Consider the following 19,006-nt stretch of genomic DNA (forward strand, 5'->3'; position numbering starts at 1 on the left):
AGTGCTGGGAATGCATTGCAGGGTGATTTTGTTTTTCTCAGATGGACTTAGTGCAGTTCGGCGTCACTTGATGATATGCTATGGCTTTGTCACTTTGGCTGGGACCATTAAGAATTGATCCCGCCTGCTGCAGGACCCAGAGATTGCCGATAAAATACGCTGACATCTACCCGTCTGAACCGCTGCTCAACAGCGATGCGATGGACCGTCCTTCGGCGGCGGGACTGATGTCTGTGCGATATTTTCAGGCCGAACCGGATCAGATGCCCGAAGAGGTGTTCGAGGAACATCACGTGCTTCTGAACCTTAATCCCAAGGCACATCGCGTGCAAAATTGGCGAGATGGTGAATTGCGCGATTTCACGTTCCTGGTCGACGAGATTGTCGTCACGCCGGCCGGGATGCGATCGGGCTGGCGCTGGCATGAAAAGTCAGATGTGATCGTGATCACGCTGGATCCCGCCAAGATAGAGCAGTTTGCACAGTCCGAGTTAGGCATGTTGCTGGATCCTCAGCAGTTTCGGGATTTGCCACAGTTTTCCGACCCCGACCTTTGCGCTGCTGGTGTCATTCTGAGAGATGCTCTGGAAACGGACGACATGTCCTCCGCCGTTATGTTCGAGGCGATGAGCCGCGTGTTCCTGGTCAAGCTATTGCAAAAATATGGGAAACGCCGCGCAGAAGATGTCGAACTCTCTTCGCGTTTCACTTCGCGGCATTACCAACGTGTTCTGTCCTTTGTACAGCGTCGGTTGGATCAGACGATCACGGTGGATCAACTGGCTGCCGAGGCAGGAATGAGCCCATCTCATTTTGCTCGGGTGTTCAAGGAAACACTTGGTTCAACACCCATGCAATACGTCATGGCTTATCGGATCGAGCAGGCCATTAAGATGATGGATGACGCTGAACGCCCGTTAGGAGACATTGCTCTGGCCTGCGGATTTGCGGATCAGGCGCATTTCACACGCAGCTTCAAGCAGGTTGTGGGTCAGACTCCGCGGACGTATCGGGCTGCAAAACCAACCTGAGCAGGATTTTTCAAAAACCCGGCAGTCAGGTGCAATTAATCCTGGCGAGGGCGTCGTATCTCTTTGGTCATAGGGGCTGAGCCCAGTTGAACCAATCAACGGAGATACAACTATGAAACTGACTGCTTTGACCACTGCTACCACGCTGTTGGCTTCCACTGCTGCCATCGCTCAGGTCGAAACTCGCACCGTGACGTTTGAAAACGAAGGCACCACTTTGTCAGGCACGCTGTATCTACCAGAAGAACGTGGTGACGCCCCGCTGCCGACTGTCGTCGTGACCGGTGCATGGACTTCGGTTCAGGAGCAGATGCCCGCCAACTATGCCCGCGAAATGGCCGAACGTGGCTTTGCCGCCTTCACTTTTGATTTCCGTGGCTGGGGAAAATCAGGTGACCTTCCAAACAAAGTGCGTTTCGTAGAAAGCCCCGAAGCTAAGACCTCGGACATCAAGGCTGCGTTTGAATTTGTCGCAACCCTGCCCGAAGTCGATGCGGATCATATCAACGGTCTAGGGATCTGTGCCTCGGCTGGCTACATGGTTGACGCTGTGGCGGGCAACCCGCTGGTGGATCGCCTTGGTCTGGTAGCCCCGTGGTTGCACAACAAAGAGATTGTTGAGGCCGTTTATGGCGGGGAAGAAGGTGTTGCTGGCCTGATCGAAATCTCGCATGCCGCTGAAGCCAAAGGGGGCGAGATAATTCCCGCGGCAGGTCCTGAAGGGGCAGAGGGCGTTCTGATGCCGATCGGTGGTTATTATTACGAAAGCGATCGTGGCGCGATCCCGGAATATGACGACAAGTGGAACAACGCAGGCTGGGAAGGCTGGCTGACCTATCATCCTGCCGATAATCCGCAGCGTTTGGACAAGCCTCTGGCCATCGTGCATTCGGAAAGCGCCGCCATCCCGCAAGGTGTGCAAACCTTCCTGGCAGGCTTTGCCGGCGAGGCTACCGCACAGTGGCTCGAGGATGTGACTCAGTTCGATTTCTACGACAACCCCGAGGATGTGACCCGCGCTGCTGACACCGTGGCCAACCACTTCCGCCTCGGCCTTGACGGCTGAATCGATCCGGTAGGTGCCGGGCCATGCTGCCCGCCATCATCTCATTTCGGAGTAAAACAAATGACCCGCAAAACTCTCACTACCCTTGTAACCGCAACCCTTGTCGGAGGCGCTGCTATGGCCGGAACACCCGAAGAAAACATGAAAGTCGTTCAGGACTTCTTTGCCGCATACGGCGCAAATGACCTTGGCGGGATCGCTGCCGTCATGGATGAAAACGTGAAATGGCACATTCCGGGTCGCCATCCCCTCAGCGGTACCAAGAATGGTCGCGATGAGGTTCTGGCCTTTTTTGCCCAGCTTGGCGTGGCCGGATTTCAGGCAGACCCGATCTACTTCGGTGCTGATGACACCCACGTGGTTGATATTCACCGAGGCTGGTCCAATGCCGAAGGCAAGCCGAATGTCGATACTACCTGGGCGTTGGTCTACCGGATCGAGAACGGCAAGATCGTTGAGGCAACCAACCTCAGTGCCGATCAGGACGCAGCCAACACCTTTTTCTGGTCGCAATACCAATTGGCTCCTGTGCCCGAGCGCTTAGCCAATGAGTGAAGTGACGCCTCCAATCGAAGTAAGGACACTGAAATGACCCGCAGAGTTATTGCAACCCTCGCAGCCGCAACCCTTATCGGAGGAGCCGCAATGGCCGACCAAACCGAGATCACCCGCACCTTGACCGACATCGCCGCCGGTGCCGACCGTCACGATTGGACCCGCGTGCGTGATGCCTTTGCCGACACCGTAACCACCGACTACACCAGCCTTTGGGGTGGAGATCCGGTCACCCAGCCCGCAGACGATCTGGTCACAGGTTGGGCTGCTTTCCTGCCGGGGTTCGATGTCACTCACCACATGGTGACCAACCACACGGTGAACGAGATGACCGACACCATCGCCAAGGCCGAAGCTGACTTCACCGCCACCCACCGGATTGATGATGAGTTATGGGTGTTGGGTGGACGCTACAGCTATGAGCTGGAGAAGGACGGCGCCGATTGGAAGGTCACCTCAATGACTATGACTGCCTTATGGGAAACCGGTGACCGCGCCCTTGTGGCACAGGCTGGCGAACGCGCTGCCGCAGCGAACTAATCCCGAAGGTACCGATCCATGTTCAGATTGACGTTTTTGGCAGGCCTAGTCACCCTTGCGACCCCGATTTGGGCCGACGACCTGCCCACCGCGATCAGCTGTTACCAGACCGCGACCAACTCACAGGACATTGAAGCATATCTGGCCTGCTTCACTGATGACGCCGTGATGATCGATGTCAATCGCGAGTTCGTCGGACATGATGCTATCCGAGTTTGGGCTGAGCGCGAGGTTATACCCGATGGACAGAGCTTCAAACATCTCCAGATCCTGGAATACGAAGACGGTTACGCCAAAACCGAGGTCAATTGGGCCTCTTTAGTGGTGCACTATCACTATTGGTGGAACGGCGAAGGCAAGATCACCAAAATGTCGCTTCAATATGCGGACTGAGAGACTTGGGAGTGCATTCTCATGACCAAACAACGTATTGCCCTTGTGACCGGCGCCAATCGTGGCATCGGTAAAGAAGTTGCTCGCCAGTTGTCCCACGATCACGGATTGAAAGTCCTTGTCGGGTCACGCGATCTGGAGAGGGGACAGGCGGCGGCACATCAGATCGGGCACGGCGCGGAAACCTTGCAGCTTGATGTGTCAGATCCAACTTCGGTCGTGGCCGCCTTTACACATATTGAAGCCGCGTATGGTCGCCTCGAAATCCTCGTGAAAAACGCCGGCGTGGATTATGACACCGACCAACAAGCGCATACCGCAGATCTCGCTCGCATCCACCGCGCGTTTGAGACCAATCTTTTTGGTCCTTGGGCTACAACAATCGCCGCGGTACCGCTTTTGAAACAGGGCCAAAACGCCCGGATCGTGAACGTATCTTCCGGAGCTGGGGCGTTTAGCGGCATGTCTTCCGGCACACCGGGCTATGGCATCTCAAAGGCGGCTCTGAATGCTCTGACACTCAAGACCGCAGCGGAATTGAAATCAAAACGTATCCTCGTTAACGCTGTTTGTCCGGGTTGGGTGGCGACTGACATGGGGGGCGGTGGTCGCCCCGTTTCCGAAGGCGCAGCGGGCGTTGTTTGGGCTGCAATGCTCCCTGATACAGGCCCGACTGGTGGCTTCTTCCGAGATGGGCAACCCATTGATTGGTGACATTAGCCGGATGCCATGTGGTCGATCAGCTTCCTGACCCGCACCGGCAACAATCGGCGGCTTGGGTAAACTGCAAACATGTCTCTGGTCAGCGGGGTGGCATTCTCTACCTGCAATGGCTGAATGCCGTCCCCGACCATATCACGTGGCAACATCGCGATCCCCAGATTGCGGCGGACCGCCTGTTCGACAACATCCAGGTCAATGAAATTGTGGGAAACCTGGGTTGGCTGAAGCACCTCTCCGGATTCGAGTACCCATGACTGTCCCGCGACCAGCGCGGGAAGAGCTAGAAACTCTTCCCGAGACAATTGTCCCCTCAAACCACGGTCAGAGATGAACTTCGCCCCGGCGCAGAAGCAATAGTGAACGGACCAAAGTCGTTTAGCAACGAGGGTGGAATCCGATAGCGGCCCCAGTCGAAAAGCCAAGTCGATGTTGTCGCGAAAAAAATCCAGAAACAGGTTGGTCGTCGTCAGTTCAAACTCCACTTCCGGGTGCCGCTGTGCAAAGTCCAATAGGCGAGGACCAATAGTTTTACGGGCGGCCAGCGGTGGGGCTGTGATACGGATCTTGTGTCGCCGTGTATCATCGGCAAAACCCGCAACCTCTTGAAGCGCATCTATCGGATCCTGGCACCGATCCAGCAAACGGCGCCCCTCCTCGGTTAAGCGGACATGGCGGGTCGTGCGTTCAAACAATTTGGAACCAAGGTGGTCTTCAAGTTCAGCAATCCTGCGGCTGACCCGGCTGAGCGGTATGCCCAATTGTTTAGCGGCGGCGGAAAAGCTGAGGTGATTGGCGACAGCGGTGAACAGGGCAAGGTCGTTGTAGATCATTATCTCATGATTGGGATTATATCTTCCTGAATCAACCATTATCCCCAACGGTTCCGATCTTTATCTTCTCCCTAACACAAGGAGAACACCATGACTTATGCACTCGAAATCACCCGGATCGGTGGACCAGAAGTCTTGCGCAAAACTGCACTTGCAGAGGTTGCGCCGGGTGAGGGCCAAGTCCTGATCCGAAACTATGCAAGCGCAGTGAACTTTATCGACACGATCATCTGCCGGGGCGAAATGCCCGAAGGAATGATGCCCGATCTGCCTTTTGTGCCGGGTGTTGAAGGGGCCGGGGTTGTTGAAACTATTGGCGCAGGTGTTGACGGGATTGCTGTGGGTGACCGAGTGGCTTGGATGGGGCCTGTTGGCGCAGGTGGCTATGGTACGCATTCAGTAATCGAAGCGTCATTTGTAACCCGGTTGACTGATGACGTCAGCTTTGAAACCGCCGCTTCGATTCCGGTGAATGCAATGACCGCCTATCACATGCTGGTCAATCTGGGCGCTGCCAAAGCAGGAAAAACGGTACTGGTTCATGCGGCTGCCGGGGGCGTTGGCACTATGGCCCTACAGATCGCAAAACATCTGGGTTTGACAGTGATCGCCTCGGTCAGCACCGACAAGACCAGCTATGCGCGCGAGCAAGGTGCAGATCATGTGATCAAGTATCGGAAAGAAGACGTGGCCGCACGGGTAATGGAACTCACCGGTGGACGCGGCGTTGACCTGACGCTGAATCCGGTTTCGGGCGATACGCTCAAATCCGATCTCGATGCGCTGGCCCCCCTTGGAACGGTGGTGCTCTTTGGGTTCCTTGCCGGTTCGCCCTCAGGCAGCTTCGCTGAGGATCTGGCGAAGCATTTCCAGAAGTCGGTGGCAGTGCGCGTCAGCGATATCTACACCTATTTCACCAATCACCCCAATGCGTTCAATGCAGATATGGCGACTGTATTTGAAATGTTGAAGCAAGGTGTATTGCGCCCGCAGGTCACGACCCTGCCAATTGAAGAGGCGGCAGAAGCACATCGCCGACTGGAAGCGGGCGACACCACTGGGAAACTGGTGCTGCACATCGACTGACCCATTCAAATCGACCGATTTATGGAATGACTGAAATGAACACTGTTTTTGAAACTGCCCTTGCAAACAAACACGTCGTCATCGTTGGCGGCAGCAGCGGGATGGGAAAGGCCACGGCCAAGTTGGCCGTAACTCTCGGGGCAAAGGTCACCATCGCCAGCCGCAACACCGCAAAGCTCGAGGCTGCCGCAATAGAGATTGGGAGCGCCCTGCAAGTTTCTCCGCTGGATATGACGGATGAAGTCGGCGTGAAAGCCTGGGCCGGAAAACTTGGTAGAGTGGACCACTTGGTGATCTCGGCCTCCAGTGCGGCGCATGGAGCCTTTGCCGACCTGCCGACAGATCAGTTGCGCAGCATGTTCGAGGCCAAGTTTACAGGCCCCTATGTCACCGCAAGACAAGTGCTGCCGTCATTGACCGATGGGGGCTCGATTACCTTCTTCTCAGGTGTCTTGAGTCGCCGTCCTTCCGTGGGTGCGACGGGTCTTGGGGCTGTGAATGCGGCGGTCGAAGCGTTGACTAAAGGATTGGCGCTTGAACTTGGCGGACGCGCGCGTGTGAACTGCATCAGCCCCGGCATGGTCGACACAGAGGCATATAACGAGATGCCTCAGCAAACGCGGGATGCCATGTACGACGAGGTCGGTGGCAGCTTGCCGGTTGGGCGTGTGGGGCAGGCCGAAGACATCGCGCAGGCCGTTATCATGGCTATGACAAACGATTATCTGTCAGGCGCAGTGTTGGACGTGGATGGCGGGCATCTGGTGCGGGCTTGAGGCAACTGTCGCAATCGCAGGGGATGAAAGCGCAAGGCGCGCTTTCTCCCGCTTGTGACCGTCATGTCAGTGGTACAAAGACAAACCCGTCGCCACTGCGCGTGACGCGCCCGGTTCCGGGGTAACTCAGATGGGTGGCCGAGAAGACGGTTTGATCGTCGGCCAACTGGCCAAGAAGCTTTGTTCGGGTTGCAATCGCCTGTTCCGGATCGGAATCGAGGGCATAGCGCACTGTTGGGTTCGCGAACTGAAGCGCTTCCGAGATGATGGCGTCACCAACAATGAACAATTCCTCGCCATTGTCGGCCAATATACGCACACCGCTGTGCCCTGGGGTGTGACCAACCAGCGGCACCAATGTGATACCACCACCCAAATCCGCTTCGCTCGCATAGGTCTTGATGCGATCCGCAAGCGGGCCTGCGATGGATTGCAACAGATCAATCATGGGCTTGTCAGCATCCGGCGCGGCTGCTGGCAGGTCCGGGTTGGTCCAGAAAGCCCATTCGGCCTCTGCGACATGGATGGTCGCATTCCGGAACCCGCCCGCATCCGGCCCCATCAAGCCGCCGATGTGATCGGCATGCATATGGGTCAGGATGATGTCGGTGATCGTGTCTTTTCCAATTCCCTCAGCAGCAAACAATGCGTCCAGTTTGCCAACGGTTAGGAACATCTCGGACAGGGCTGCACCCGAGCCTGTGTCGACAAGGATGGTGCGCTCCCCGTCACGTACCAACCAGACGGTCGCCCCAATGTCGATGGGGTTACCTGCCAACGCCATCGCCGCGCCGTCGGCACCCTGAAAGAAGGCGGATGGGATTTCGAAATGGCCGTCGGACAGCATCGAAACGGTTGTTGCGCCAATTTTCAAAGTAGCGATTTCTGCTGCAAAAACGGCCTTGGGTAATCCGGCGATGGTGGCGGCCCCAAGAAGTGTCGTCGAGAAAGTACGGCGGGTAAGCTCTGGAGTTTTCATCGGCTGATCCTTTCATGTCTCTGGATCCCAATTTGCTGTTTCCCAAATTCTGAGCTACTGGCATGGAAGACAAATACTATGCATGAACTGCCATTATGACCGATCAATCACGTATTGCGATTGTCAGATACCGGGGCGCTTTGACTTCAGCCGTTCACGGCATCGAAGAAATGTTGAGTTTTGCCGGAGGTCTTGAAGGGTATCGTTCTTTGCGCGTGACCATCACCGACACAGTTGTCCCCGGATATGACGCTTATATCCTGCCGCCTGCGGGACAGGAGGTTGATGTCTCAGCCCAACCTGACATTCCAAAATTCCTGAAACAAGAACATACACGCGGGGCGCTTGTATGCTCGGTTTGCGTGGGATTGGTTTGGTTGGCAGAGGCGGGAGTTATAGGCAATCGACCTGTGACAACCCATTGGGGATTGGAAGCCCTCATGGCCGAGCGCTACCCCGGCGCTGCGACGGACGTCGATCAGATCCTGATTGAACATTCTGATCTGGCAACTGCAGGAGGCATGATGGCCTGGGTGGATCTGTCTATGGCGCTCATTGAACGCTTTGTTGGCCGCGATGCGATGATCGAAACCTCGCGACGGTTTGTCGTTGACGTCGGCCGTATGGATCAACGGCGCTATCGTAGTTTCACCCCGGATCTTTCGCATCAGGATGCTGCAATTCGAAAGGCACAATTGGCCATCGAAAGTGGCTATGCGTCGCGTCTTTCGGTGGATGATCTCGCCCAACAAGCGGGACTGGCAGAACGTACATTCATCCGACGCTTTACATCTGCGACAGGCATGACGCCGATGACTTATGTACAAGCCATCAGGATAGAGAAAGCCAAAGATCAGCTGATCCATTCGACAAAGCAAATCCAGCAAATCGCGTTTGACACAGGATACGCTGACCACTCCGCCTTTGGCCGAAAATTCCATCAGGCAACTGGGATGACGCCCAAAGATTTTCGACGGAAGTTCTCGGCTTGAGTCAAAGCCGGGAATTTGTTCAGCACACTGAGCAGGTCTTTCGCTAAACGGCACGGTGTCTCAGGTTTTTCGAGAAACCGTACCGCCTCGCCGGTGCTGAAGTTCGCCTAAAAAGGTAGAGGTGCAAGTGTGACCTCTACCAAATTTACTCACTTGCTGAAGAATTCCGCCACAGCGTCGGTTGACGCTTTGACGGCATCTGGCTTGTAGTAGAAATCAACATGGCTGAATTCATCGAAGGCCAGTTCTTCATGCTCGTTGGTTAGCTTTTCGACAAATTGGGTCGAGCAGATCGCTGTAAAAGCCGACTTGCTGTAGATCACCAAAGAAGGCTGAACGATCTTGTCTGCATAAGCTTCACCGATGGAAATCAGAGACTGCATGCCCTGATCGCCGATATGCATGTTGGTGTAGGTCGATACAGCCTTCGGTCCTTTGACCCCATCGCGTCCGTAATAGTCATAGGTCTCTCCGGCCATCGGATTCACGCCCAGGTCAATAAACTCCTGCCGTGATTGTTCATCGTTGAGACCGAACGGGGTCACATAGTCAGGCTCGCCGGTTTCGTACATTTTCTGCATCGACGCGTTTGCAGCTGCGATCTGCTGATTGGCCATGTCGCGATCGGCCCATTGGAAGCCATCGGCCGCCATCATCCCGGAAACCATCGCGATCTTTTTGATGCGGTGGTCGGTAACGGCTGCCGACGCGATAATCGAGCCCCCTTGGCACACGCCAAGGCCATAGATCTCATCAACGAAGGACAGGGTTCCAAGGTAGGAAACCGCATCCCATGTGTTTTCAATCAAACGGAACATGTACCGCGATTGCTTGAACTCTCCAGGCAGCGCGGGTGACTCACCCATGCCCAGATAATCGAAGCCAAGGTAGATGAACCCTCTTGCAGCCATTTCCGGCCCATAGGTTGCGGGAATTTGGTCTTTGACCTGAGGGAACGGGCTGGCGCCCACGATTGCTTTATATGTCTTGGTCTCATCAAAACCTTCTGGAATATAGAGGTCTCCGACCAAATCCACTCCGAAGGATTTGAAGGTTACTTTGTTTCTTCCGGCTGTCAGGGTTTGGGTTGCCATCTTCTGGGTCCTTTCGGGTCGATCGGCATCTCGCCTTGCAAAAGTAAATTACACTGTTTACTTATGGAGTGTGGGACGTGTTTGTAAACACATCTTTTTACTTTTTGAGATGAGAATCGTGAAACGGACTGAAAAGAAAAGAAAAGATATTATCGATGCGGCCATCGAGGAGTTCCGAGAGCAAGGATTTCTGGGGGCCAAGACGACCACGATCGCCAAGAATGCGAACGTATCGAGTCGCACGCTGTACAATCATTTCGAAAGCAAAGAGGCGCTGTTCGAGGCGATTTCTGAGATCATGATCGAGCGCAACTGGAGCATGGAGCCGGTGCCCTACGACCCAGATCGCGACTTCGTCGAGCAATTGAAGGACGCTCTTTGGCGCTACATTGAGGTGATCACGGAAGAGACCGCGCTCGGATTGAACCGGATGGTCATATCTGAACTAATCCGTGACCTTGATCGATCCCGGCAGTTCTTCACTGAATCCGCAACCCATGACTACCCGATAACAAGGCTGATCAGCGAAGCCATGGATGCAGGTGTAATCCGTCAGGCCGACCCGGTCTTCGCGACCAACCAGCTTCTTGCACTAGTCAAAAACTTCTTCTTCTGGCCAGAGTTCTTCCTTGGCGAAAACCCTACGCCCAAAGAGATAATGGACGATTGCATCGCAATGTTTATGGCACATTACAAACCGAAAGATTGAAGCCAGTAGCTGCCGGCTGCTTTAGATCGATTTTGATTGCACTAAATGTTGTGACACACCCGGATTAATGGAATGCCTGCTCGACAAAATTAGTGAACTGGACCATTAGCTTCTGATCAACCAGCCACACGCCGCAGATTCAGCCAATCGTATAAGCGAGTATCAGTGATGAGCAAAAAAGTCCCGTCACCCTGTATCGATGTTTGCAAATTCCGCCGCGAGGGGCATTGCATCGGGTGTTCGATGACAAAAAGCCAAAAGAAGCTTTTTAAATCGATCAAACGACCCGATCAGCAGGAGGCGTTCATACAGATGCTGATCTGTCAGCAGGAAAAAATGGGCCGGTACACCCACTGGGGACCGGCCTATCTGAAAAAGCTGAAAAAGAAGAAGGCCAAAGTGAATATCACTCTGGCCAAATAGGTCAGCGCAGGTGCGAGCGCAGGAACCACGCGAATTTCTCGTGAGTCTGACCGCGGCTGATGCACAGATCTTCGGTTAGTGTATCGCCATGTTCGGCCGCAAGCTCACCACAGCCCGCGAGGGTTGATGCCAGAGTTTCCTGAGCGTCCAACATGATCTTGATCATTTCCTTGTCAGAAGCGTCACCTTCGTGCTCGCTTACCTTGGATCGTTTGAGCATGCCGGCCAGCGTGCCTTCTGCATGCGCATCCAGGGCTTTTATACGTTCTGCCAGATCATCCTGTGCTACGAAGTGATCCTCGTAGATCTTCTGAAAAAGCTCGTGCAGTGGGCCAAAGGCCATACCGGTTACGTTCCAGTGAAAGTTCTGGGCGAGCATGGTTGTCACGGCTGTTTCCGCGACAGATTGGTTCAAAGCGTCTGCAATGGCTGCACGGGAATCCTTGGTGAGGTCAATAGCTGTTTGGGTCATAATACTTCCCTTGATCCTGCTTGTTACAATGCTGATTTGAGGAACAAATACAGCGCTCCTCTCCATATCTAGAGGATCAGGGAATTTTTCCAAGTACTTTTTAGAATAATTCTAAATCCGATGAAATTGCTCGGAAATTGAACGGATTAGAAAGGCCAGGTTTCGTTGTGTCCAGCGCGGAACGCGTGATTGAATCAGAAACCGAAAGCTGTCGTCGTCATTCTGTTCAACAGCTTCGAACAAACGTCCAAGCCATGCCTCGTCAAACGAAAGATCGGTTGTTCCGGGCCTATAAAAAACGGGTCGATTTGAGACAGCCTGTCTGAACCCGCGCATGAGCGTTTCCGCATGGCGCATCTTTGCGTCTGCAGGATCAGCCAGCAACAGTGCACAAGCTTGCTCAAGATCAACACGTGCGGCTGATCTGCTTCGGCGGGCCACTATCCGAAGATGATCAATAATACGCAGCGACCGCTCCGACATCGTCGGAACAGGAGGCGCATAGGCGTATTCTTCAGTTTTGAAACCGATTGCCTGCATCACGTGGGACCGTTTCATTACTCTGACACTCTCAGGTGCCACCATCAGAACCTGACAATAGTAGTAAGGTATAGTTTCATCAAGTAGCGTTACAGATTTTTTGAACAGGTCTTCAGCGCTTTAGCAGTTTTCGGGTTTGTCTGCCTCGATACCTAGAGTCGCGTGAAACGGAAAAGAAGCTTCCAGCTTGAATAGACCTCAAGGCGATCCACGTCTGTCGGGAAGTAGGCGCTTGGCCCTTCCAAGGGTATGAGGGCGCTTGCCATGAACCGGCTGACCGAAACTTCAAACCCTGCATCCCGAAATGCTGTGGCAATGTCCTCGGTGCTATGATCCGGCACTTCGATGTTGGAAAACTCTTGTATCTTCGGACGCCAGCTAGCCCACAATGGGCTGTCCCTGTGACAGCAGGTTACAGCGTAGTAGCTGCCGCTAGGTTTGAGGACGTCAGCAATCTGGGCCGCGTGATCCGCAAGGTCATCGATAAGATAGATAACCTCGTGACTGAATGCGTAGTCGAAATTTGACCCTGCATCAGAGAGCCTGGTCGTTGCTTTGTATGCTATCGGACGATCGCCTTTTCGGGCTTCGGCCAGCTCGACCGCATGCTTTGCGAGATCAACGCCTACACCACTTGCGAAAGGCTTGGTGTCGTACAGCAGCCTCAGGAAACCACCCTGATTGCAACCGACATCCAATACATGTGCGCTTGGATGTTCTGGTAGATCAATTGCCTTGATCATCTCATGCCAAATCCACGCGTGATCATCACCCATCGAGTCTTCTTCTTCAGGCTTGGTCGACCAGGTTTCGATCAGGTCCGTCATTGAATTCTCCATTTATGAAAATGCGATCAGGCTGGTGTCTCAACCTGCTTTAGTAATGAGCGAAATACTTTGCGGGCCGATCCGGGGTGGCGCACTTTTTTGGCGGCCGCGAGGTTCGACACATCGCCACCTACGACAATCAACCCGACCATACCCCATTCGTAATGCGGCACACAGATATGCCCGTAGATGCCGGGGACGGTGAATTCGACTGTCAGTTCCTCATCAATCGCACCGTTCCACGGGGTTGCCCCTTCGGGGATCATACCGCGTTTGGATGCCGAGTTGTGACCGGCATCCGTTGCAAGGAATGTTACGGTATCTCCGGTTTCAATGTTCAGAATTGCGGGTTCGAACACGTTAGGGGTGTCGGGATCACCACAGTCAGCGTTGAGCATCAGGATAGAATGTGCCCCGCTTTCGGAAGTAGGTGCAGGGCAGGCCCAGGCCGCACTGGCACCGGCCAGTACCGTCATCGAACAGATGAAATTACGACGCGTAAGCATGAACAAGCAAATCCTCTCTGGGACCGGCGGTGATCTCGATATCCACGCCGTAGGTTGCAGAAATGGCAGGTGATCGCAGGACTGTATCCGCATTGCCCTGCGCCTGGATTTTTCCGTCGCCCAGCAGGATTATGTGATCGGCAAACCGCGCAGCCAAATTGAGGTCGTGCAGGGCAACGATACCGACTGCATGCCGTTCCACGATTGCCGACTTGATCCTGCTCAATACCTCCAGCTGGTGTCGCAGATCCAAGGCAGAGGTCGGCTCGTCAAAAAGATAGACGGAAGAGCGCCGGATTAGCGCCTGCGTGACCGAGACCATTTGGGACTGACCACCAGACAGCTCGCTTACATGCGCTTCGGCCAGATGGCCGATTGCTGCGGCATCCAAAGCCTTACCGACGGCGTGCATGTCCGCCTCGGTCACACGCCATCCGCGCAATTGCTTGTGGGCCATCATCACCACGTCAAAAACCGTGAGTGACGCGTTTGCTGCAAAGAACTGCGGCATGAAGCAGACACGCTTCAGCCGTTCCCGCGATGACAAACTATCAAGGTCTACATCGCCAAGATGCACCTTGCCCGAAGAAGGTTTCAGAAGCCCGGCAATCAATCGAAACAGCGTTGATTTCCCTGCGGCGTTGGGGCCGATCAGGGCTGTCAAATGACCGGGTTGCAGGGCGTCAAATCCGACGCCATCCAGAACCTGACGATTGCCATAAGAAAAGCTGAGCGCGTCTGCGGTAAGCATACTCATTGCCAGTGCCTCTTGCGTTGGCCCAGAATGAGCATGATGAAAAACGGTATCCCGATCAGCGAAGTGATCATTCCGATCGGATACACGATGCCGGGGGTTATGGTCTTTGATGCGATAGATGTACCCGACAGGATCAAAGCGCCGCACAAAGCGGACAACGGCAGGAAGCCGCGCTGATCCTCACCCACGATCATCCGGGCGATATGCGGACCAACCAGACCGACAAAAGCAATCGCGCCGACAAATGACACGGCAACTGCAGACAGGAGTGACACTCCGGCTAAAACGCTGATCCGTAGCAGTGAGACATTGACGCCAAGCGCTGCGGCTTTGTCCTCACCCATCCGAAGGGCCGTCAAGGCCCACGAGCGGCTGAGAAACCACGGCAGGATCACGGCCAGAACGGCCACGCAGACACCGACTTTGGGCCAGGTTGCGCGGGCCAATGATCCAAGCTGCCAGAAAATCAGCTGTGCCAATTGAATCTCGGAGGCACCGTATTGCAGGAATGCAAGCAATGCATTGAAGGTAAACAGCATTGCAATCCCCACGAGGATCATCGCCTCAGGCGAGACACCGCGCAGTCGCGTGAACAGGAACAACGCGCAGGACGTGAGCATCGCAAAGACAAAGGCGTTTACGGACACGAATAACCCGCCAACGCCGGGAATGACGGACCATCCCAATACGATGGCCAAAGCCGCACCAAACCCTGCTGCAGAAGATAAGCCAAGGGTAAAGGGATCGGCCAGAGGATTGTTCAAAATGGTCTGCATTTCGGCGCCGGCCACACCCAGCATTGCCCCAACTGCAACGGCCATCAAAGCCACTGGCAAACGCAATTGCCAGATGATGACGTCCTCTTTCGGAGTTGCAATGGATCTGTCGAAGATGACCTCGAACGCCCGCCAGGGCGTAAGGCTGGCGGCTCCGGTTGTAACGTCAACAACAACTAGCGCGCAAAGCAGAAATGTTGCGAGGAATACAAGAGCTACCCTGCGAAGAGAGCGGCGCTTATACGCGCGTACCAGCACTTCGGCACCGGTTAGTTCAATGGATTGTTCGGTCATGTTTTGGTCCGAGAAAATCAGGCCCCAACGTATTGAGCGTTGGGGCCTTTCTGTCAGGAGTCTTCTTGACCCAATGTGATCCAGAACTGACCGGACGCATCGTAGGGCAGGAACCGATCATGGAGTTCCTGGAATGTGGCCTCGGGATCCAGATCCTCAAAATCCTCGGGGTGAATCCACTTAGCCAGAACTTGCACCGCCACGAAGTGATATGGCGAGTTGTAGAACTGGTGATAAATCGAGTGAAAACGACCGTCTTTCACAGCGCGTAGCTCGGAAAACCCTGGACGCGACGCCAGAGCAGTCAGGCGTTCGGCGTTGACCTTCGGATCGCCCTCATATCCCAGAAGAGTCGACGTAACCTCGGGGCGGGCTTCAACCCAGTTGGCGCCTGTACCAAAGACAACGTCCGGGTCAGCTTCGATGATGCCTTCAAGGCTCAGATCAACCGAATAGGCGTTGGCTAATGTTGATGCGTGGTTAACGCCGCCAGCCAGTTCAACGAAGCGGCCATAATTGTATGGGCCAAACGACCAGCAGCAGAAATCAGCCTGCCAGCCCGCCGCGTTTTCAACGACGACCAGGGGGCGGTCTTCAGCTGGAATGGTATCAACTATATTGGATACCTTGCGCATCTGGGCGATGTAGAAATCAATGAATTCGGCCGCGCGTTTTTCTTCACCAAAAATACGGCCGAGGATCAACATCGATGGAACCGCGTTTTCAGTGGCATTTCGGCGGAAGTCGATGAATGCAACTTTCACACCCGCCGAGTCCAGTTTTTCGATCAGGCCTGTTTCTTCGGCTTTGAACAGATTGCCGACGTCCAGCAGAACAAGGTCAGTTTCTGCTTCCAGCACCGCTTCGATACTGAATTCACCAGCATAAGGATTGCCGAAATCGATCATCCGGGCGGTGTCTTCGGGGAAGGCTGCCTCGTATTTACGGAAAGCGTCCGGGTCGTATTGGACCAGATCACTTTTCCATCCGACGATCTTTTCGAACGGATTGCCTTCGATCAAGGGGGCGATGCCATACATCATCCGGCCTTCGCCGAGGATGATCTTGTCGGGCATTTCTGAAAGAGTGACTTCGCGTCCTGCGATGTCGGTGAAGGTCAGGGCTTCGGCTTGAGCGGATGTTGCGGACGCGGTGAAGCTCGCGCTGGCTGCAATGGCACCAAGGAAGCCGCTCAGTGTGGTCCGATAGGACATAGCGGTCTCCGGGTTGGATGATTACAAATTGGGTTCTAAGCGATGCGTTTATAAAACCCAAGTAAAAAAGTAAGGTAATTCGCCGTTTGTTTATGGGCAGTATTCACTTGTTGCCGGCATCGGGGTGGCCAAGCCGGTCAATACTGTTGCCACCCCTCCCAGAAAGACTGTGCGTCACAGTAGGTTAGAAGTTGTAGACAAAACTGCCTCGTACGGTCCGTCCTGCCCCCCAATAGCACGCGGTCGCATTGTCACAGGTGGAGACGTATTTCTTGTCGGTCAGGTTTGCGATGCTCAGATCAATTCGAGCGCCTTCAAAGCTTGGGTTTTTCGCGCCCAGATCATAGCTGATTGCGAGATCCGCCAACAAATAGTCACCGATTTCGATATCGTTCCGGGTGCTGCCGAAGGTCGTACCCATATATCGAAGGCCGCCTGCCAGTGTCAGCCCATCCAATGCGCCATCCAAATCGTAGCTGGCCCAGATAGAAGCCTGATTTTCTGGTGCAAACGGCAATTTGTTACCCTGTGTAGCGGCAGAGCCGTTGGTGATTTCGGCATCAAGATAAGTGTATGACGCCAGCAAGCTCAGACCATTATTAAGCGCAATGCGGCCTTCCATTTCGACGCCGCGCACCCGGCTTTCTCCGATCTGGGATTGGATAAGGCCTGTGTTCACGACCGTGTTTTGTTGGCGCAGATCAAATGCGGCCAATGTAAAAAGGGCATTTGTTCCTTCGGGCGCGTATTTCATACCCACTTCGGTCTGCTTGCTCTTGGTAGGCTCCGGCGGGTTACCGGTCGTGGTGTTGACACCCGCCAGCGGTTCAAAGGAAGTCGCATAGCTGACATAGGGAGATACGCCGTTGTCAAAGCTGTAGACCGCGCCGGCCCGCCAAGTGAATTCGTTTCCGGAGTTTTCGGTCCGGACATTGCGGGTCTCGTTCAGACTGTCGAGATCATACCAGTCGTTTCGTGCACTCAGCATGATTGTCCAGTTCGAAACTTCGATCTGGTCCTGCAGGTACACTCCGGACTGGCGCAGATCTGTCTGGGTTTGCGTCACAGGAAACAGCGGGGATGGCGTTGCGCCGTAGACTGGATTGTAAACGTTGATCGGTCTGATGGACCCGACACTAAAGTCGAAATCCGTTTTCTGTGTGAGATAGTCAACGCCAGCAAGCAATGTGTGACGTACTGCACCGGTATCGAAGCTGTAAGTCAGGTTGTTGTCTGCGTTTGTCGCTTTGGTCTTGTCGGTAATGCCGACAGCCCTGCGAAACAACAGCTCGTTCGAGCCGGGGACAAACCCAAACGGTCGCGCAACTTTCAGATCATAATCCACATCCAACCAGCGTATTTTGCTCGACAATTTCCAACCGTTTTCGAACTCGTGGTCGAACTGGTAACCAATCATGTTCTGTTTCAGATCATAGTTGTCCCAATCCGGTTCACCGGTAAATCTATCGCGCGGAATCTCTCCGTTCGGATTTGGGGCAATTGTGCCTGAGGCGGGCAGAAACTGAATGGATTTTGCATTGTCGTCGATGACATAGGCCTGCAGGTCAGTGACGTAGCATCTGTTGGTCGCCAGGTTACGCCACCCATCAAAGCGGTCCGATCATCGTTCACGAAATCCACACGGGTATCTGCGTTTCGTGCAATGCCGGTCAGCCGGTAGGTAAACCGCCCGTCTTCTGTCAGCTTGCCACCAAAATCGGCAAAACCTTCGATCTGTTTGGGCGACCCAAGTCGCAGACCAACCTGCCGTACGGTCTGTTCGGTCGGTTTCTTGGACACCAGATTAACCAGACCACCGGGCGGCGTTTGCCCATAGAGGCTGCCTGACGGACCTTTGAGCACCTCAACCCTGTTCAGGAAATAGGGATCAACCCGCGGCCAGGCGAACTGACCGCGCGCCGGTTTCAGCCCGTCCAGATATTCATTCGCGCTGAACCCACGAACACGGAACCAATCGGACCGGGGATCGTCGCCATAAAGCTGCGTAGAGACACCAGGGGTATAGCGAAGCGCTTCGGACAGATTTTCCACCTGTCTCTGTTCCAGTTTAGCGGCGGTCACCACTGAGATTGACTGTGGCGTGCGCGATATCGGCAATGTGGATTTTGTGCCAACGCTGCTGGTCTTGGGGACAAATCCGTCCTCGGCATCAGCAGACGCTTGTTCATTGCCATTAACAATGATCGGATCAAGCTCGACCGGGAAATCTTGGGCATGGCTTGGCGCTGCGGCCAGAACCACGGCAACCGAAGACAACAGGTGTGGTATGAAGAAATTGGCACCTGGCCGCATTTTTAGATCCTCGCAAAAATTGCCAAATTGACGTGATCTGGCTTTTCTCTGCAGAGAATGGCGTTCAACGAGTGCGAACGTATAAAGCGCAATCAAAATTCCGCAATTGC

At 54.4% G+C, this 19,006-nt stretch carries 23 protein-coding genes; 11 read left to right on the forward strand and 12 right to left on the reverse strand.

Annotated elements, in window-relative coordinates; genetic code table 11:
* Positions 1 to 143: 143 nt before the first annotated feature.
* The 6 genes from ACR0IO_RS15505 to ACR0IO_RS15530 all read left to right on the forward strand — a co-directional run bounded on the left by ACR0IO_RS15505 (position 144) and on the right by ACR0IO_RS15530 (position 4,299).
* Positions 144 to 1,031 (forward strand): helix-turn-helix domain-containing protein, encoded by an 888-nt coding sequence (locus ACR0IO_RS15505; protein ID WP_480742493.1) that lies wholly within the window; start codon positions 144 to 146, stop codon positions 1,029 to 1,031.
* 112 nt (positions 1,032 to 1,143) lie between these two features.
* The gene (locus ACR0IO_RS15510) at positions 1,144 to 2,097 is read left to right on the forward strand and encodes an alpha/beta hydrolase (RefSeq protein ID WP_480742494.1); all 954 of its coding nucleotides are present in this window, start codon (positions 1,144 to 1,146) and stop codon (positions 2,095 to 2,097) included.
* 60 nt (positions 2,098 to 2,157) lie between these two features.
* The gene (locus ACR0IO_RS15515) at positions 2,158 to 2,652 is read left to right on the forward strand and encodes a nuclear transport factor 2 family protein (protein WP_480742495.1); all 495 of its coding nucleotides are present in this window, start codon (positions 2,158 to 2,160) and stop codon (positions 2,650 to 2,652) included.
* 33 nt (positions 2,653 to 2,685) lie between these two features.
* A complete protein-coding gene (locus tag ACR0IO_RS15520; RefSeq protein WP_480742496.1) occupies positions 2,686 to 3,192 on the forward strand; it encodes a nuclear transport factor 2 family protein in 507 nt (168 codons plus the stop codon).
* Positions 3,193 to 3,210: 18 nt separating this feature from the next.
* Complete coding sequence (locus tag ACR0IO_RS15525; RefSeq protein WP_480742497.1) at positions 3,211 to 3,585, forward strand: Cif family virulence factor; 375 nt, start codon at positions 3,211 to 3,213, stop codon at positions 3,583 to 3,585.
* A gap of 21 nt (positions 3,586 to 3,606) precedes the next feature.
* Complete coding sequence (locus tag ACR0IO_RS15530; protein ID WP_480742499.1) at positions 3,607 to 4,299, forward strand: SDR family oxidoreductase; 693 nt, start codon at positions 3,607 to 3,609, stop codon at positions 4,297 to 4,299.
* Positions 4,300 to 4,301: 2 nt separating this feature from the next.
* Here ACR0IO_RS15530 and ACR0IO_RS15535 read toward each other — a convergent pair whose 3' ends face one another.
* Positions 4,302 to 5,138: a LysR family transcriptional regulator gene (locus tag ACR0IO_RS15535; RefSeq protein WP_480742500.1), complete on the reverse strand. Its 837-nt coding sequence runs from the start codon at positions 5,136 to 5,138 to the stop codon at positions 4,302 to 4,304.
* A 90-nt stretch (positions 5,139 to 5,228) separates the two neighbouring features.
* On the opposite strand from ACR0IO_RS15535, the gene ACR0IO_RS15540 reads away from it, so the two are divergent.
* Together ACR0IO_RS15540 and ACR0IO_RS15545 are read left to right on the forward strand one after the other, a co-directional pair.
* Positions 5,229 to 6,224, forward strand: a complete 996-nt coding sequence (locus tag ACR0IO_RS15540) for a quinone oxidoreductase family protein (RefSeq protein WP_480742501.1) — start codon at positions 5,229 to 5,231, stop codon at positions 6,222 to 6,224.
* 26 nt (positions 6,225 to 6,250) lie between these two features.
* The gene (locus ACR0IO_RS15545) at positions 6,251 to 7,000 is read left to right on the forward strand and encodes an SDR family oxidoreductase (RefSeq protein WP_480742502.1); all 750 of its coding nucleotides are present in this window, start codon (positions 6,251 to 6,253) and stop codon (positions 6,998 to 7,000) included.
* A 61-nt stretch (positions 7,001 to 7,061) separates the two neighbouring features.
* Here ACR0IO_RS15545 and ACR0IO_RS15550 read toward each other — a convergent pair whose 3' ends face one another.
* Positions 7,062 to 7,979 carry an MBL fold metallo-hydrolase gene (locus tag ACR0IO_RS15550; RefSeq protein ID WP_480742503.1) on the reverse strand — a complete coding sequence of 306 codons (918 nt, stop codon included), beginning with the start codon at positions 7,977 to 7,979 and terminating at the stop codon, positions 7,062 to 7,064.
* 95 nt (positions 7,980 to 8,074) lie between these two features.
* On the opposite strand from ACR0IO_RS15550, the gene ACR0IO_RS15555 reads away from it, so the two are divergent.
* Positions 8,075 to 8,971, forward strand: coding sequence for a GlxA family transcriptional regulator (locus ACR0IO_RS15555; RefSeq protein WP_480742504.1), 897 nt, complete (start codon positions 8,075 to 8,077; stop codon positions 8,969 to 8,971).
* Between the two features lie 149 nt (positions 8,972 to 9,120).
* On the opposite strand, the gene ACR0IO_RS15560 is transcribed toward ACR0IO_RS15555, so the two are convergent.
* Positions 9,121 to 10,065, reverse strand: a complete 945-nt coding sequence (locus ACR0IO_RS15560; protein ID WP_480742506.1) for an alpha/beta hydrolase — start codon at positions 10,063 to 10,065, stop codon at positions 9,121 to 9,123.
* A gap of 109 nt (positions 10,066 to 10,174) precedes the next feature.
* Here ACR0IO_RS15560 and ACR0IO_RS15565 point away from each other — a divergent pair, with 109 nt between their 5' ends.
* Positions 10,175 to 10,774, forward strand: a complete 600-nt coding sequence (locus tag ACR0IO_RS15565; RefSeq protein ID WP_480742508.1) for a TetR/AcrR family transcriptional regulator — start codon at positions 10,175 to 10,177, stop codon at positions 10,772 to 10,774.
* Between the two features lie 168 nt (positions 10,775 to 10,942).
* Entirely contained in the window at positions 10,943 to 11,197 is a 255-nt protein-coding gene (locus ACR0IO_RS15570) for a DUF1289 domain-containing protein (protein ID WP_155149318.1), read from the forward strand.
* Position 11,198: 1 nt separating this feature from the next.
* On the opposite strand, the gene ACR0IO_RS15575 is transcribed toward ACR0IO_RS15570, so the two are convergent.
* The 9 genes from ACR0IO_RS15575 to ACR0IO_RS15615 all read right to left on the reverse strand — a co-directional run bounded on the left by ACR0IO_RS15575 (position 11,199) and on the right by ACR0IO_RS15615 (position 18,896).
* On the reverse strand, positions 11,199 to 11,669 hold the full coding sequence (locus ACR0IO_RS15575; RefSeq protein WP_480742509.1) for a Dps family protein: 471 nt from the start codon (positions 11,667 to 11,669) through the stop codon (positions 11,199 to 11,201).
* A gap of 111 nt (positions 11,670 to 11,780) precedes the next feature.
* Positions 11,781 to 12,227, reverse strand: coding sequence for a hypothetical protein (locus tag ACR0IO_RS15580; protein WP_155149314.1), 447 nt, complete (start codon positions 12,225 to 12,227; stop codon positions 11,781 to 11,783).
* Between the two features lie 134 nt (positions 12,228 to 12,361).
* Positions 12,362 to 13,036, reverse strand: coding sequence for a class I SAM-dependent methyltransferase (locus ACR0IO_RS15585; RefSeq protein ID WP_480742511.1), 675 nt, complete (start codon positions 13,034 to 13,036; stop codon positions 12,362 to 12,364).
* A 26-nt stretch (positions 13,037 to 13,062) separates the two neighbouring features.
* Positions 13,063 to 13,542: a pseudoazurin gene (locus tag ACR0IO_RS15590; RefSeq protein WP_480742512.1), complete on the reverse strand. Its 480-nt coding sequence runs from the start codon at positions 13,540 to 13,542 to the stop codon at positions 13,063 to 13,065.
* On the reverse strand, positions 13,526 to 14,299 hold the full coding sequence (locus tag ACR0IO_RS15595; RefSeq protein ID WP_480742513.1) for an ABC transporter ATP-binding protein: 774 nt from the start codon (positions 14,297 to 14,299) through the stop codon (positions 13,526 to 13,528). The genes ACR0IO_RS15590 and ACR0IO_RS15595 overlap by 17 nt, the downstream gene beginning before the upstream one ends.
* A complete protein-coding gene (locus ACR0IO_RS15600) occupies positions 14,296 to 15,369 on the reverse strand; it encodes a FecCD family ABC transporter permease (protein ID WP_480742514.1) in 1,074 nt (357 codons plus the stop codon). The genes ACR0IO_RS15595 and ACR0IO_RS15600 overlap by 4 nt, the downstream gene beginning before the upstream one ends.
* A 53-nt stretch (positions 15,370 to 15,422) precedes the next feature.
* Positions 15,423 to 16,583: an ABC transporter substrate-binding protein gene (locus ACR0IO_RS15605; protein ID WP_480742515.1), complete on the reverse strand. Its 1,161-nt coding sequence runs from the start codon at positions 16,581 to 16,583 to the stop codon at positions 15,423 to 15,425.
* Positions 16,584 to 16,767: 184 nt separating this feature from the next.
* Positions 16,768 to 18,111 (reverse strand): TonB-dependent siderophore receptor, encoded by a 1,344-nt coding sequence (locus ACR0IO_RS15610; RefSeq protein ID WP_480742586.1) that lies wholly within the window; start codon positions 18,109 to 18,111, stop codon positions 16,768 to 16,770.
* Positions 18,009 to 18,896, reverse strand: a complete 888-nt coding sequence (locus ACR0IO_RS15615; RefSeq protein ID WP_480742516.1) for a TonB-dependent siderophore receptor — start codon at positions 18,894 to 18,896, stop codon at positions 18,009 to 18,011. Before ACR0IO_RS15615 ends, ACR0IO_RS15610 begins: the two co-directional genes overlap by 103 nt.
* Positions 18,897 to 19,006 lie beyond the last annotated feature (110 nt).

This window comes from Ruegeria sp. CE12 (genome assembly GCF_056537525.1).